This is a genomic window from Microbacterium sp. NPDC057944, assembly GCF_042887445.1.
GTDB classification, from domain to species: domain Bacteria; phylum Actinomycetota; class Actinomycetes; order Actinomycetales; family Microbacteriaceae; genus Microbacterium; species Microbacterium natoriense.
In genome coordinates this window covers 1,145,600-1,159,310 of sequence record NZ_JBHVPJ010000002.1, presented here as the reverse complement: position 1 = coordinate 1,159,310, position 13,711 = coordinate 1,145,600, and the positions used below count along the sequence as shown (strand labels likewise).

Here is a 13,711-nt window from a genome sequence, read left to right as displayed (position 1 = left end):
CGCCGACACCGGCCGCTCCGACGTTCGTCGGCGCGTGATCCCCGTAGACTTGGGCGATGAGTGAAGAGCAGCGTCCGAGGCTGAGGGATCTCTTCCGCCCGCGCCCGGTCTCGACCGACCGCACAGTCACCACAGAGGCCGATGAGGCCGTCCCGATCGGGTTGCGCATCACGGCGGGCTTCGCCTGGCGCATCCTGCTGATCGCGGCCGTGGTCGCCGGGTTCATCTGGATCGTCATCCAGCTGAAGCTCCTGGTGATCCCGCTCATGGTCGGCATCCTCGTCACCGCCCTGCTCTGGCCGGCGTTCGAATGGATGCTGCGCAAGGGGTTCCCCCGCTGGGCGGCGGTGACCGTCTCGCTCGTGGGCACTCTCGGCATCGTCGCGGCCCTCATCACGCTGGTGGTCTGGCAGATCAAAGCCCAGCTGCAGGACGTGCAGGACCGCAGCTCCCAGGCGGTCGATGATCTCCAGAAGTTCCTGATGGGCGATCCACTCAACCTCACGCAGAAAGAGATCGACGGCTATCTCGACAAGGCCGGCGGCTTCTTCAACGACCAGGCCGACCTGCTTCTCAACGGCGCGCTCACGGTCGGCACGACCGCCGCGCACGTCGTCACCGGTGCCGTGCTGGCACTGTTCATCCTGATCTGCCTGCTCGCCGACGGCGGGGGCATCTGGAAGTGGACGCTGCGGCTGTTCCCGCGGGCCGCTCGCCCCGCCGCGGACGGCGCCGCCCGCAACGGGTGGGCGACGATCGTCAACTACGCCCGCACGCAGCTCTTCGTCGCCGCCATCGACGCCGTGGGTATCGGGCTCGGCGCGCTGCTGCTCGGCGTCCCGCTCGCGATCCCCGTCGCCGTGCTGGTGTTCCTCGGCTCGTTCGTGCCGATCGTCGGAGCGGTCGTCACGGGTGCGATCGCCGTCCTGCTCGCCCTCGTCTACAACGGACCGTGGATCGCCCTGGCGATGCTCGGCGTCGTGCTCCTCGTCCAGCAGGTCGAGGGTCACATCCTGCAGCCGATCATGATGGGCTCCGCGGTGAAGGTGCACCCGCTCGCGGTCGTGCTCGTCGTCGCCGGCGGGTCGATGATCGGCGGCATCCCCGGGGCGCTGTTCGCGGTTCCCCTCGCGGCGTTCGTCAACGTCGCGGCCGTCACCGTCAGCACCGGATCCTGGCGCACCGGCGCCCAGCCCGATGCGGACCTTATCTGGAGTACAGTCCCGCGGCAGCGGAGAAGGAGCAATCGATGAGCGCAGTCCCCAGCCTGACCGAGTTCGAGCACGCGGCTCAGAGCCTGGCTGAGGTGATTTCGCACACGCCGACGCTGCCGTCCCGTGCGCTGTCGGACATTCTGGGCGCGCCGGTGCTGCTGAAGATGGAGAACCTGCAGCGCACCGGATCCTTCAAGATCCGCGGGGCCGCCTACCGGCTGTCGCGGCTGAGCCCTGAGGAGCGCGCACGCGGCGTCGTGGCGGCATCCGCCGGCAATCACGCCCAGGGCGTCGCTCTGGCCGCGCAGTCGCTCGGCATCCCCGCCACGATCTTCATGCCCCTGGGGGTTCCGGTCCCCAAGCTGCTCGCGACCAGGGGCTACGGTGCTGACGTCGTGCTGGAGGGGGAGACGGTCGCGACCTCGCTCCGTCTCGCGGCGGAGTTCGCCGAACGCACCGGCGCCGTGCTGATCCACCCCTTCGACCACCGTGACATCGTGATCGGCCAGGGCACGCTCGGACTCGAGCTCCTCGAAGACGCTCCCGAGGTCGACACCATCCTCCTCGGCATCGGTGGGGGCGGGCTGATCGCCGGCGTCGCCGCCGCGGTCAAGGCCCGTGCCGCCGAGCTCGGACGCACGGTGCGCATCATCGGCGTCCAGGCCGAGAACGCGGCCGCGATCCCGCCGTCGCTCGTGGCCGGACACCCCGTCGACATCGAGACACGGCCCACGATCGCCGACGGCATCCTCGTGGCGCGCCCAGGGGCGATCCCGTTCGACATCATCAAGGACCTCGTCGACGAGGTGGTGACCGTCACGGATGACGACCTGGCGCGTGCGATCCTCGTGCTGCTCGAGCAGGCGAAGGTCGTCGCGGAGCCCGCCGGAGCCGCAGGAGTGGCCGCGATCCTCGCCGGCAAGGTCACGGCGACCGGCACGACCATGGCGGTGATCTCCGGGGGCAACATCGATCCGCTGCTGCTGCAGCGCGTCGTGTCGCACGGGCTCGCGGCATCCGGTCGGTACCTCACCATCCGCATTCCTCTGCCCGACCGGCCCGGTCAGCTCGCCCGCGTGTCGGAGCTCATCGCCGAGGCCGGAGCCAACGTCATCGAGGCGATGCACACCCGGCACGGGCACGGCCTGCAGATCAGCGAGGTGTTCCTCGAGCTCAGCGTCGAGACGCGTGGCGCGGAGCACTCCGAGCACACGCTCGACACGCTGCGCCGTGCGGGCTTCGAGCCCATCGTCGTCCCCGACTGAGCGCATCACACGAAGAAGCCCCGTCCGTGAGGACGGGGCTTCTTCGTGTGATGCGGGACGCGATCAGCCCGTGTAGGTCTCGACGTCCACGATCTCGACCGAGATCGATCGGCCGTTCGGCGCCTCGTAGGACGACTTCTCGCCGACCTTGAGGCCGAGGATCGCCTGTCCGAGGGGGCTCGCCTCGCTGTACACGTCGAGGTCGCTGCCCACCGCGATCTCACGGCTGCCGAGGAGGAAGACCTCTTCGCCGCCGGCGACGATCGCGGTGACGACCGTGCCCGGCTCGACGATGCCGCGGCTCGCGGGAGCCTCGCCGACCTTCGCGGTCTTGAGGAGGCTCTCCAGCGTGCGGATGCGCGCCTCCTGCTTGCCCTGCTCGTCTTTGGCGGCGTGGTACCCGCCGTTCTCCTTGAGATCGCCCTCTTCGCGTGCGGCCTCGATGCGCTTGGCGATCTCGTCGCGGCCGGTGGTGGACAGGTGCTCCAGCTCAGCGACGAGCCGGTCGTATGCTTCCTGCGTGAGGAAGGGAACCTGAGCATCGGTAGACATGACGAAGCTCCTTCGTTCGGTATCCCGGCCGCACCTGCGGGGGATATGCCAAGACGCCCCGGCACGGTGCCAGGGCGTCGTCTGTCTGCGTCGAGTCTAGGCGACCCAGCAGGTGTTCACCAAACCTGTGGTGGCCTTCGACACGGTCGGCACGGTGGCGGACAGCGCCTGGGAATGGTCGTCCCCTGCGGGGATCTCCACGACCTTCCAGCCCACGACGCCGAACTCCTCGTCGAGCGCCTCGACGATGCACGTGACGGCTTTCCCCTGCACTCCGGTGAGCTGGAACCGCACGTTCACGCTGTGCTGGTCGACGAGGTCGAAGCCCAGATCGTCGGCATCCACCGACTGCATCTCGCGCACAGCGGTCATCCATCCGAACGCGCCGACCGCGAGGACGGCGACGACGATCGCGATGATCCACGGCATCCGCTTCCTGCGGGTGCGGCCATAGCGTTCGTCGAGCTCTTGTGCGGTCGTCACGGGTGGGGTCTTCCGGTCGTTAGGCTGGTGGTTCCAGGTTATGCGACCTGCGCATGAAAGGCCGACACATGCTCGCTCTGACCGACACCCCGATGCCGACGCCCACGATGACGGTGAAGCCGGAGTTGGTCACCCCCGGCTTCGTCGGCTTCGCCGCGGTCGTGATCATCCTCATCGCGGTGATCCTGCTCATCCTCGACATGAACCGCCGCATCCGGCGGGTGCGGTACCGCGAGGAGGTCAGGGAGGAGCTGGATGCCGAAGAGGCTGCGCTCGCGGCCGACAGGGCCACCGAGACCGACGCCGACCTCCCGATCGTCGACGAGGGCGACGACGATCCGCTGAGGCGCTGAGAACGGCCCCTCCGGGCGATCAGCCAGGGATGCCCAGCGAGGGGCTCAGCGGGGCCAGCGCGATGAGCAGGCACGCCGCCCAGTGGCACAGGAACGCGAGCACCGTGCACACGTGGAAGATCTCGTGGAAGCCGAAGCGCCCCGGCCACGGGTTGGGCTTCTTCATCGCGTAGATGACCGCGCCGACCGTGTAGAGCAGTCCTCCGACGATCACCAGCACCACCATCGCGACATTCGCGCGGAACAGATCGCCCATGTACATCACCGCGGCCCAGCCCAGCGCCAGGTAGAGCGCCACATAGAGCCAGCGGGGGGCATTGAGCCAGAACACCCGGAACAGGATGACGAGCAGTGCGCCGCTCCACACGAACACGAGCAGCAGCGTGCCCTTCTCCGGGGGGAGTGCGAGCACGGCGAGCGGAGTGTACGTCCCGGAGATCAGCAGCACGATGTTCACGTGATCGATGCGCTTGAGGATGATCTTGACGGCGGGGCGCCAATTGAAGCGGTGGTACAGCGCCGAGTTGCCGAACAGCAGCAGCGAGGTCGCCATGAACACCGCGGATGCCCACTTGCCGGGAGTTCCGACCGTGAGCGCGATGAGGACGATGCCCGCGACGATCGCGATCGGGAAGACGCCGGCGTGGATCCAGCCGCGCCAGGTCGGCTTGATCTCGACCGCGGCGTCCTTCGCCGCCGCGTCGAGGAGCGGCAGCTGCGGGACGTCGGGAAGCGAGGGCTCGGGTGTGCTCACGTGCTCACTCTAGGCCGGGCCGCATGCCGTGAGGCGTACATATCCACAGCTTCCGCTCCGGCTCAGGGCCCTCCGGCGCGGTAGCGTAGGGGAGTGATGTCACGGGAGAGTCAGGGGCGAGGTCCGCTGTACCGGCTCTACACCAGCCGACTGCGCCGCCACCTGAACCGCGCGTCCATGCCGCACCACGTCGCCATGATGATCGACGGCAACCGTCGGTGGGCGAGACAGCTGGGCTACACGACGCCGGCGGAGGGCCACCGCGCCGGCGCCGCCAAGATGCGGGAGTTCCTCGGCTGGTGCGATGAGCTCGGTATCCGGGTGGTCTCGCTGTACCTCCTCTCGAGCGACAACCTCCGCAAGCGCGACTCCGCGGAGCTCGCCGACCTGATCGAGATCATCGCGGAGCTCGCCGAGGCGCTCTCCCGCGAGGGCAACTGGCGGGTCAAGCACGTCGGGCGCTCCGACATCCTCCCGAAGGAGCTCGCACGGGTGCTGGCGGATGCCGAGGAGCGCACGCGTGACCACACCGGGCTCCACGTGAACCTCGCTGTCGGCTACGGCGGACGCAACGAGATCGTCGACGCCGTGCGCAGCATCCTGGTGAAGCACGAGGCCTCCGGCGGGACGATGGAGGACCTCGCGGCCCACCTCACCCCGGAGATGATCGGCGAGCACCTCTACACGGGTGGCCAGCCCGACCCCGACCTCGTGATCCGCACGAGCGGTGAGCAGCGGCTGAGCGACTTCCTGCTCTGGCAGAGCGCGCACAGCGAGTTCTATTTCGTGGAGGCTCTCGGCCCTGACCTGCGCCAGGTCGACTTCCTCCGCGCGATCCGCGATTACGCCGACCGCGACCGCCGCTTCGGCCGCTGATCCGGCGTGCCAGAATGACGCGGTGAGCACTTTCGACGACTACCTCGCGACCTTCGACGCCGAACCCGGCTATCTGAACTGGGCGGCCTTCGGGCCGCTGTCACCCTCGGTTCGCGAGGAGGTCTTCGCCGACGCCGATCTGCTCGGCAGCGGACGTCCGTCGTCTCTCGCTCTGGTGGAAGAGCGCCTCGGGCAGGCGCAGGAGCTCGTCGCCGAGCTCCTCGGCGCAGACGCCGCCGACGTGACCCTGCAGGGCTCGTCGACGCACGGTCTCATGCAGGCGCTGTACGGACTCTCGGGCGCGGTCGTCGCGGCGACAGGGGAGTTCCCGAGCGTCAGCCTCACGCTCGAGCGCGCGGCCCAGGCCTCTCACGGCACCCTCGTGCCGCGATGGATCTCCCCGGAGGACGGGCGCGTGACCCCGGATGCCGTCGCCGGAGCGCTCGACGACGAGGTGTCGGCGGTCGCGGTGAGTCACGTCGACTTCCGCACGGGCTACAGAGTCGACATCGCCGCCCTGCGCGAGCTGATCGGACCCGACCGTCTGCTGATCCTCGACGCCGTGCAGTCCTTCGGCCTCGTGGAGGCCGACTATGCGGCGGCCGACGTCGTCGTCGGTCACGGATACAAATGGCTCAGGGCGGGACGCGGCACCGGCTTCGCGTGGTTCTCCGCGCGGGCGCGGGAGCGCATCGTTCCCGTCCTCAGCGGGATCACCGGCACCGCGGCATCCGGACTCGTCATCGACGAGCTGCCGGGGCCGGCGGCGTCGGGGCAGGCGTACACGGTCAGCCGTCCGGACACGCTGGCGGCCGGGCGGCTGGCGATCGGCGTCCGCGATGTGCGCGACGCCGGCGTCTCGTCGATCGAGGAGCGCCTCGCGGAGCGGGTCGATGCGGTCCTGGAGATCGCCGACCGGCACGGCATCGCGGTGAGCTCTCCCCGTGAGCGCACCGCCCGCGCGGGGATCGTGACGCTGGCGCCCGAGGAACCCGCGCGGCTCGCGGCGGCGTTCGCGAACGCCGGGCTCGTCGTCACCGCCCGCGGCGCATCGGTGCGTCTGGCCCCGCACGCCGGGACGGACGACGCGACCCTGCATCTCCTCGACGACACCCTGGCATCCTTCGGCAACGAGACGTTCATCAGCGCGTAACGAATCGATGGCGTGTCGTCGCGCGGAAATGTCCGCGCCTGGTCGTACCTTCTAGGCATCGGGCAAGGCGCCCGGTCGGGTCGGCCTCAGGTTCTCGACTCGTGACCCCCTGGTCGACTCGTTCGCAAAGCCGGGAATCCCCGGGTCGGGAGTGGTCGTGACCTCACGTACAGCGCAGCAGCCCACAGGCACCGCGCAGCAGCAGTCCACCCGCAAGACGACGCGAGGGGCGTCGCCGCAGGGCCCTGATCAGGACCTCCGCACCTACGTGCTCGACACGTCCGTGCTGCTGAGCGATCCGCAGGCGTTCTTCCGCTTCGCCGAACACTCCGTCGTTCTCCCGGTGGTCGTGATCAGCGAACTGGAAGGCAAGCGCCACGACCCCGAGATCGGCTACTTCGCCCGTCAGGCGCTGCGCCACCTCGACGATCTGCGGGTCGAGCACGGACGACTCGACTTCCCGGTCGAGGTGGGCGACGGCGGTACGCTCCGCGTCGAGCTCGCCAACACCGACTCATCGGTGCTCCCCGCCGGGATCCGGCTGAGCGACAACGACACCCGCATCCTCTCCGTGGCCATGCACCTCGCCGCAGACGGGCAGGACGTCACGATCGTGTCGAAGGACCTCCCCATGCGCGTGAAGGCGGCATCGCTCGGCCTGCGCGCCGAAGAGTACCTCGCCGAGCAGGCCGTCGACTCCGGATGGACGGGAATCACGACCCTCGACCTCTCCGGAGACGAGATCAGCGACCTCTACGAGAGCGAGGTCGGCCTCAGCGAAGACGCCAGGGGGCTGCCGGTCAACACCGGCCTCATCATCCACTCGGAGCGGGGATCCGCGCTCGGGCGGGTCACCCGCGACGGCGAGTACCGGCTCGTCCGCGGCGATCGGGACATCTTCGGCATGCACGGCCGCTCCGCCGAGCAGCGCATCGCGATCGACCTCCTGCTCGACCCCGACATCGGCATCGTCTCCCTCGGCGGACGTGCGGGCACCGGCAAGTCGGCCCTGGCGCTCTGCGCCGGGCTGGAGGCCGTGCTGGAGCGCCAGCAGCAGAAGAAGATCATCGTCTTCCGGCCGCTGTTCGCCGTCGGCGGGCAGGATCTGGGGTACCTCCCGGGCGACCGCGACGAGAAGATGGGACCGTGGGGCCAGGCGGTGTTCGACACCCTCGGTTCCGTCGTCTCGGGCAACGTCATGGAGGAGGTCGTCGAGCGCGGCATCCTCGAGGTGCTCCCGCTGACGCACATCCGCGGGCGCTCGCTGCACGACGCGTTCGTGATCGTCGACGAGGCGCAGTCCCTGGAGCGCAACGTGCTGCTGACCGTCCTGAGCCGCATGGGTCAGAACTCGCGGGTCATCCTGACCCACGACGTCGGACAGCGAGACAACCTGCGCGTGGGCCGTCACGACGGCATCGCCAGCGTCATCGAGACGCTCAAGGGGCACGACCTGTTCGCCCACGTCACCCTGACCCGCTCCGAGCGCTCGGCGATCGCCGCACTCGTGACCGAGCTGCTGGAAGGCAGCGAGCTCAGCTGACAGACGCAGAAAGACGGATGCCGCGGGGACCAGGTCCCCGCGGCATCCGTCTTTCGACGACCGGCTCAGCCGGCGTGCGTCATGCTCAGCAGATCGAGCTTCTCGTCGAGCTGCTCGAGGGTGAGCTCTCCGCGCTCGACGTAGCCGAGGTCGATCACGGCGTCGCGCACCGTGATGCCCTTGGCGACCGAGTGCTTCGCGATCTTCGCCGCGGCCTCGTAGCCGATGAGCTTGTTGAGCGGCGTCACGATCGACGGGCTCATGCCGGCGAACGCCGCCGCGCGCTCCAGGTTCGCCTGCAGGCCGTCGACGGTCTTGTCGGCGAGCACGCGCGAGGCGTTCGAGAGGAGGCGGATCGACTCGAGCAGCGCCGTGCCCATGACTGGGATCGCGACGTTCAGCTCGAACGAGCCGGAGGCGCCGGCCCAGGCCACGGTCGCGTCGTTGCCGATGACCCTGGCGCACACCATGAGCACGGCCTCCGGGACGACCGGGTTGACCTTGCCGGGCATGATCGAGGAGCCGGGCTGCAGGTCGGGGATGTGCAGCTCGCCCAGACCGGTGTTGGGGCCGGAGCCCATCCAGCGCAGGTCGTTGTTGATCTTGGTCAGCGAGACCGCGATGGTGCGCAGGGCGCCGGATGCCTCGACGAGGCCGTCGCGGTTGGCCTGCGCCTCGAAGTGGTCCTTCGCCTCGGTGATGGGCAGCTCGGTCTCGGCCGCGAGCAGCGCGATGACCTTCTGCGGGAATCCGAGCGGCGTGTTGATGCCGGTGCCGACAGCGGTGCCGCCGAGCGGGACCTCCGCGACGCGGGGGAGAGCAGACTGCACGCGCTCGATGCCGAGGCGGATCTGACGCGCGTAGCCACCGAACTCCTGGCCGAGCGTCACGGGCGTGGCGTCCATGAGGTGCGTGCGGCCGGACTTGACGGCGTCCTTCCACAGCTCGGCCTTGGCCTCGAGAGCCACGGCGAGGTGGTCGAGTGCGGGGATGAGCGTGTCGATGAGCGCCTGGGTGACGGCGATGTGCACGGACGTCGGGAAAACGTCGTTCGAGGACTGCGACGCGTTCACGTGGTCGTTGGGGTGCACGGTCGCGCCGAGGATGCGCGTCGCGAGGGTCGCGAGCACCTCGTTCATGTTCATGTTCGACGACGTGCCGGAGCCGGTCTGGTAGGTGTCGACCGGGAACTCGCCGTCGTGGATGCCGGCGGCGACCTGGTCCGCGGCCTGGGCGATCGCGTCGGCGATGGCGCCGTCGAGCGTGCCGAGCTCCTTGTTGGCGAGGGCTGCGGCCTTCTTGATGCGCGCGAGGGCGGCGATCTGCGTCGACTCCAGGCCCTTGCCCGAGATCGGGAAGTTCTCCACGGCTCGCTGGGTCTGCGCACCGTAGAGCGCGTTCACGGGCACCCGCACCTCGCCCATGGTGTCGTGCTCGATGCGGTAGCCCTGCGAGTTCTCGCCGCTGCGCTGGTCGGTGTCGGTCATTCCGAACCCTCCTTGGTTTCGGGGTCGTTCCCCTGGATGTGTGTCTGGTGCTTCTATCGGGGGTCTGTGGCGTCGATGCCGACGGTGATGACCGGGACGGCGGTGCCCTCGGCCAGTCGGTAGTTGGCGCCGACGATGCCCAGGCGGCCCTCTGCGACGGCGTTGGAGATGAGCTCCGACGACTGCAGCAGGTCGCTGACGGTGTTGCGCAGGTGCTCCCGGCCGACCAGTTCCGAGTCGATGTCGGCGACCGTGGTGCCGCCGTTCTCGACGAGCACCTTGCGGGCTGCGGGGACGATCGGGGCGATGAGCTTCCAGATGTGCGGAGGCAGGGGAGCGGCGTCGATGGCGGTGCCGTCGATCGCCGCCCGCACCGCACCGCAGGAGTCGTGCGCGAGGACCACGATCAGGGGCACGTTCAGCACGGCCACCGCATACTCCAGGCTCGCGACGATCGACTCGCCGATGACCTGGCCCGCATTGCGCACGACGAACAGGTCGCCGAGGCCGAGGTCGAAGATGATCTCGGCCGCGAGGCGGGAGTCCGAGCATCCGAAGAGGGTAGCCACCGGGTTCTGCGCCGCGGCCAGGTCCTTCCTCCGAGCGACGTCCTGGTTGGGATGGCGGGGCTCGTCGGCGACGAAGCGCTGGTTGCCCTCCTGCATCTGCTTCCAGGCGGCGGCGGGGGTGAGAGCCGTGGTCATGAGGCCTCCGAGAGGGCGTGGATCTGCGGGATGAGGGATTCGGCGAGCTCGGCCGTCGAATCGGCCGAGCGTGACCCGTACAGGAGCACGTAGTCGGATCCGGCCTGGGTGCCGATCGCGTAGGTGATGTTCTGCTTCGCACCGGCGTCGCCGACCCGGTAGACATCCCACTCGACACCGCCGATCGTGGTGGTGTCTGTGGGAGCCGTGCCGTTCAGACGCTGCGGGGCCCAGCTGGACTCGGCGTCGAAGGCCTGCGCGATCTTGATGTATCCGCGCTCCTCGTCGCCCTTCGGAGCGAGAGTGACGTCCCACACGACCGTGGATCCGCTGGTCAGCTCCGCCGCGTTGACGCGCCAGAAGGTGCCGGTATCGGGGAGGATGACGGGGCGCTTCATGGTGGATTCCACATCGGCGGCGATACCGGCGATGTCGACCTTGGGGGCGGATGCCGGCTCGCCCCGCGGTACCGCGAAGACGATGACGGCGACGACCGCCAGCGTCACGATGAGGGCGGCGACCAGGCTGCGCACGTTCTGGCTGGAGCGGTAGGCCCTGCTGGACTCTGCCTTGCGCGCCGCGGTCTCCTCGGGAGTCTCCGGGCGTCCGAGCTCGGCGACGATGGGGGCGGGCTTGTTCACGATTCGTCCTCTTCGGATGCCGTGGCACGGGCGGCGTCCAGGCGGCGCTTCGCGCCCAGCAGCCACTCCTCGCAGCGGGCGGCGAGAGCTTCGCCGCGCTCCCACAGGGCCAGTGACTGCTCGAGGGTCGGTGCGCCCTGCTCGAGTTCGGAGACGACCCTCACGAGCTCGTCGCGTGCGGCCTCGAACGACAGCGTCTCAACCGGGGTGTCGTTCTGCGCGCTCACCCCACCATCCTACGCGGTGCCCGAGGACACTCCCCTCGGGCCCGGTCGTCGTCAGGGTGCTTCGGAGATCTCGCCGTCGGACACCGCGGCGACCGATCCCCGGTCGACGGTGATCGTCAGCGGAGTGCCCGCGGGGGCGTCGGCGGCGTCGCGCAGGATCACACCGCCGTCGAGGTGGGCGATCGCGTAGCCGCGGGCCAACGTCGCCGCGGGCGAGAGTGCGCGCAGGGAGGCACGCAGCTCGCTGGTCTTCCGTCCTGCGGCGTCGAGCTGGCGGGAGATCGTGTCGCGTCCCCTGGACTGCAGCAGCCACAGCTCCTGAGCGCGGTTGTCGATGATCGGATCGGGGGAGCGCAGCGCCGGGCGCGACCGCAGCTGCTGCAGCTGCGCGATGTCATGGCCGATGCGCTGCGTGAGCCGGGTCGTCGCGCGTGAACGCAGCTGCCCGATGAGCGCGCGCTGCTCTCCCACATCGGGCACCACGCGCTTCGCCGCGTCCGTCGGAGTGGAGGCTCGCAGGTCGGCGACGTCGTCGAGCAGGGGATGGTCGTTCTCGTGACCGATCGCGCTCACGATCGGAGTGGATGCAGCGGCCACGGCGCGCACGAGGCGCTCGTCGCTGAAGCCGAGCAGGGTCTGCGGATCGCCGCCCCCGCGGGCGATGATGATGACGTCGACCTCGGGGTCGGCATCCAGCCGGGCGAGTGCGGCGAGAGTGTCGGGTACGCAGCGGTCACCCTGCACGGCGGCGTACTCGGTGCGGAACCGCACCTGCGGCCACCGCAGCTCGGCGTTGCGATGCACATCCTTCTCGGCATCCGAGCGCTCGCCGGTGATGAGTCCGATCACGTGCGGGAGGAAGGGGAGGCGCTTCTTCCGCGCGACGTCGAACAGGCCCTCCTGACGCAGCTGAGCGCGCAGCTTCTCCAGGCGCTCGAGTTGATCGCCGAGGCCGACGTGCTTCATGGCCGAGACGGCGAAGCTGAAGTCGCCGCTCTTGACGAAGTAGTCGGACTTCACCGCGGCGACGACGTGATCGCCGACGCCGAGGTCGTTAGGGATGCGCGCGCGCACGCTCGACCAGATCCTGATCGAGATCTGGGCATCCGAGCGCGTGTCCTTGAGGCGGGCGAACACGTTGCCCGCACGCACGTTCCAGGAGGTGATCTCGCCTTCGACCCAGACCGTGTTCCACCTGGCGACGAAGTCGCGGATGGTCGCATTCAGCCGCGCGACCGAGGTCGGAGCGTCCGCCGTCGAATCGCGCGGCGCGACAGCATCGGCGGGCGGCGCCTCGCCCGGCGCCGTCTCGGCTTCGAAGACCGTCATGTGCTCCCGTCCTACCCGGCTCTGTCCAGCTTTGCGGCGGTAGAATTCCAGAGTGACTTCGACTGCCGTGCATCTGCCTGCCCCGCGTATCCCACGAGTGCGTGCGGCGGCCGGGCGGCTTCAGGATAACCCGGTCCAGGGACAGAAGCGGGTTCTGCTCGCCGCACCCCGCGGCTACTGCGCCGGCGTCGATCGTGCGGTGGTGGCGGTGGAGAAGGCGCTGGAGCGCTACGGGGCGCCGGTCTACGTGCGCAAGCAGATCGTGCACAACATCCACGTCGTCACCGAGCTGGAGGCCAAGGGGGCGATCTTCGTCGAAGAGGTCGACGAGGTGCCTGAGGGCGCACACGTCGTCTTCAGCGCCCACGGCGTCTCGCCGGCAGTGGTGAACGCGGCGTCGGATCGAGGACTCCACGCGATCGACGCGACCTGCCCCCTGGTGACCAAGGTGCACCGCGAGGCCGTGCGCTTCGCACGGGACGACTTCGAGATCCTGCTCATCGGGCACGAGGGGCATGAAGAGGTCGAGGGCACGGCGGGCGAGGCTCCCGAGCACGTCACGGTCGTGAACTCCCCGGAGGAAGCCGACACCGTCCAGGTCAAGGATCCGTCGAAGGTCGTCTGGCTGTCGCAGACCACGCTCTCCGTCGACGAGACGATGGAGACGGTGAACCGACTCCGTCTGCGCTTCCCCGAGCTGCACAACCCGCCGTCCGATGACATCTGCTACGCCACGCAGAACCGTCAGGTCGCGATCAAGAAGGTCGCGGCGAACGCCGACCTCGTGATCGTGGTCGGCTCCTCGAACTCGTCGAACTCGGTACGTCTCGTCGAGGTCGCGCTCGAGTACGGCGCCAAGGCCGCCTACCGCGTGGACTACGCGGAGGAGGTCAAGCAGGAGTGGCTCGACGGCGTCGCCACGGTCGGCGTGACCAGCGGAGCATCCGTGCCCGAGGTGCTCGTGCGCGAGGTGCTGGATGCTCTCGACGGCGCCGGCTACCACGACGTCGAAGAGGTGCGCACGGCTGAGGAGGACCTCATGTTCTCGCTGCCCAAGGAGCTGAGGCAGGACGCCACGGGGCAGCGCGACGCGCGCGCCCTCGGCGGGCGGGCCTCCGGGGGCGCATAGG

Annotated in this window: 15 protein-coding genes; 7 read left to right on the top strand and 8 right to left on the bottom strand. The window is 69.3% G+C overall.

Annotated elements, in window-relative coordinates:
- Positions 1-56 precede the first annotated feature (56 nt).
- Entirely contained in the window at positions 57-1,253 is a 1,197-nt protein-coding gene (locus ACFVRO_RS14985) for an AI-2E family transporter (protein WP_386953657.1), read from the top strand.
- A complete protein-coding gene (ilvA, locus tag ACFVRO_RS14980) occupies positions 1,250-2,479 on the top strand; it encodes a threonine ammonia-lyase (RefSeq protein WP_105672590.1) in 1,230 nt (409 codons plus the stop codon). The genes ACFVRO_RS14985 and ilvA overlap by 4 nt, the downstream gene beginning before the upstream one ends.
- A gap of 63 nt (positions 2,480-2,542) precedes the next feature.
- On the opposite strand, the gene greA is transcribed toward ilvA, so the two are convergent.
- A complete protein-coding gene (gene greA / locus ACFVRO_RS14975) occupies positions 2,543-3,031 on the bottom strand; it encodes a transcription elongation factor GreA (RefSeq protein WP_105672589.1) in 489 nt (162 codons plus the stop codon).
- Between the two features lie 96 nt (positions 3,032-3,127).
- Entirely contained in the window at positions 3,128-3,514 is a 387-nt protein-coding gene (locus ACFVRO_RS14970) for a DUF4307 domain-containing protein (protein ID WP_344011569.1), read from the bottom strand.
- A gap of 68 nt (positions 3,515-3,582) precedes the next feature.
- Here ACFVRO_RS14970 and ACFVRO_RS14965 point away from each other — a divergent pair, with 68 nt between their 5' ends.
- A complete protein-coding gene (locus tag ACFVRO_RS14965; protein WP_223586764.1) occupies positions 3,583-3,867 on the top strand; it encodes a hypothetical protein in 285 nt (94 codons plus the stop codon).
- 19 nt (positions 3,868-3,886) lie between these two features.
- On the opposite strand, the gene ACFVRO_RS14960 is transcribed toward ACFVRO_RS14965, so the two are convergent.
- The gene (locus ACFVRO_RS14960) at positions 3,887-4,621 is read right to left on the bottom strand and encodes a hemolysin III family protein (RefSeq protein ID WP_386953654.1); all 735 of its coding nucleotides are present in this window, start codon (positions 4,619-4,621) and stop codon (positions 3,887-3,889) included.
- 96 nt (positions 4,622-4,717) lie between these two features.
- Here ACFVRO_RS14960 and ACFVRO_RS14955 point away from each other — a divergent pair, with 96 nt between their 5' ends.
- From ACFVRO_RS14955 to ACFVRO_RS14945, 3 genes are all read left to right on the top strand, one after another.
- Positions 4,718-5,497: an isoprenyl transferase gene (locus ACFVRO_RS14955; protein ID WP_105672586.1), complete on the top strand. Its 780-nt coding sequence runs from the start codon at positions 4,718-4,720 to the stop codon at positions 5,495-5,497.
- A gap of 22 nt (positions 5,498-5,519) precedes the next feature.
- Positions 5,520-6,650, top strand: a complete 1,131-nt coding sequence (locus ACFVRO_RS14950) for an aminotransferase class V-fold PLP-dependent enzyme (RefSeq protein ID WP_386953651.1) — start codon at positions 5,520-5,522, stop codon at positions 6,648-6,650.
- Positions 6,651-6,807: 157 nt separating this feature from the next.
- Positions 6,808-8,193, top strand: coding sequence for a PhoH family protein (locus ACFVRO_RS14945; protein WP_374197879.1), 1,386 nt, complete (start codon positions 6,808-6,810; stop codon positions 8,191-8,193).
- Between the two features lie 65 nt (positions 8,194-8,258).
- Here ACFVRO_RS14945 and ACFVRO_RS14940 read toward each other — a convergent pair whose 3' ends face one another.
- From ACFVRO_RS14940 to xseA, 5 genes are read right to left on the bottom strand one after another with little or no spacing between them, the layout of a single operon-like run.
- Complete coding sequence (locus ACFVRO_RS14940) at positions 8,259-9,680, bottom strand: aspartate ammonia-lyase (protein ID WP_105672584.1); 1,422 nt, start codon at positions 9,678-9,680, stop codon at positions 8,259-8,261.
- A 53-nt stretch (positions 9,681-9,733) separates the two neighbouring features.
- Positions 9,734-10,384, bottom strand: coding sequence for a carbonic anhydrase (locus tag ACFVRO_RS14935; RefSeq protein WP_105672583.1), 651 nt, complete (start codon positions 10,382-10,384; stop codon positions 9,734-9,736).
- Complete coding sequence (locus ACFVRO_RS14930; RefSeq protein WP_386953648.1) at positions 10,381-11,025, bottom strand: DUF4245 family protein; 645 nt, start codon at positions 11,023-11,025, stop codon at positions 10,381-10,383. Before ACFVRO_RS14930 ends, ACFVRO_RS14935 begins: the two co-directional genes overlap by 4 nt.
- Entirely contained in the window at positions 11,022-11,252 is a 231-nt protein-coding gene (locus tag ACFVRO_RS14925) for an exodeoxyribonuclease VII small subunit (protein ID WP_105672581.1), read from the bottom strand. The genes ACFVRO_RS14930 and ACFVRO_RS14925 overlap by 4 nt, the downstream gene beginning before the upstream one ends.
- A 51-nt stretch (positions 11,253-11,303) precedes the next feature.
- The gene (xseA, locus tag ACFVRO_RS14920; protein ID WP_386953645.1) at positions 11,304-12,581 is read right to left on the bottom strand and encodes an exodeoxyribonuclease VII large subunit; all 1,278 of its coding nucleotides are present in this window, start codon (positions 12,579-12,581) and stop codon (positions 11,304-11,306) included.
- A gap of 88 nt (positions 12,582-12,669) precedes the next feature.
- On the opposite strand from xseA, the gene ACFVRO_RS14915 reads away from it, so the two are divergent.
- A complete protein-coding gene (locus ACFVRO_RS14915; RefSeq protein ID WP_308116192.1) occupies positions 12,670-13,710 on the top strand; it encodes a 4-hydroxy-3-methylbut-2-enyl diphosphate reductase in 1,041 nt (346 codons plus the stop codon).
- Position 13,711 lies beyond the last annotated feature (1 nt).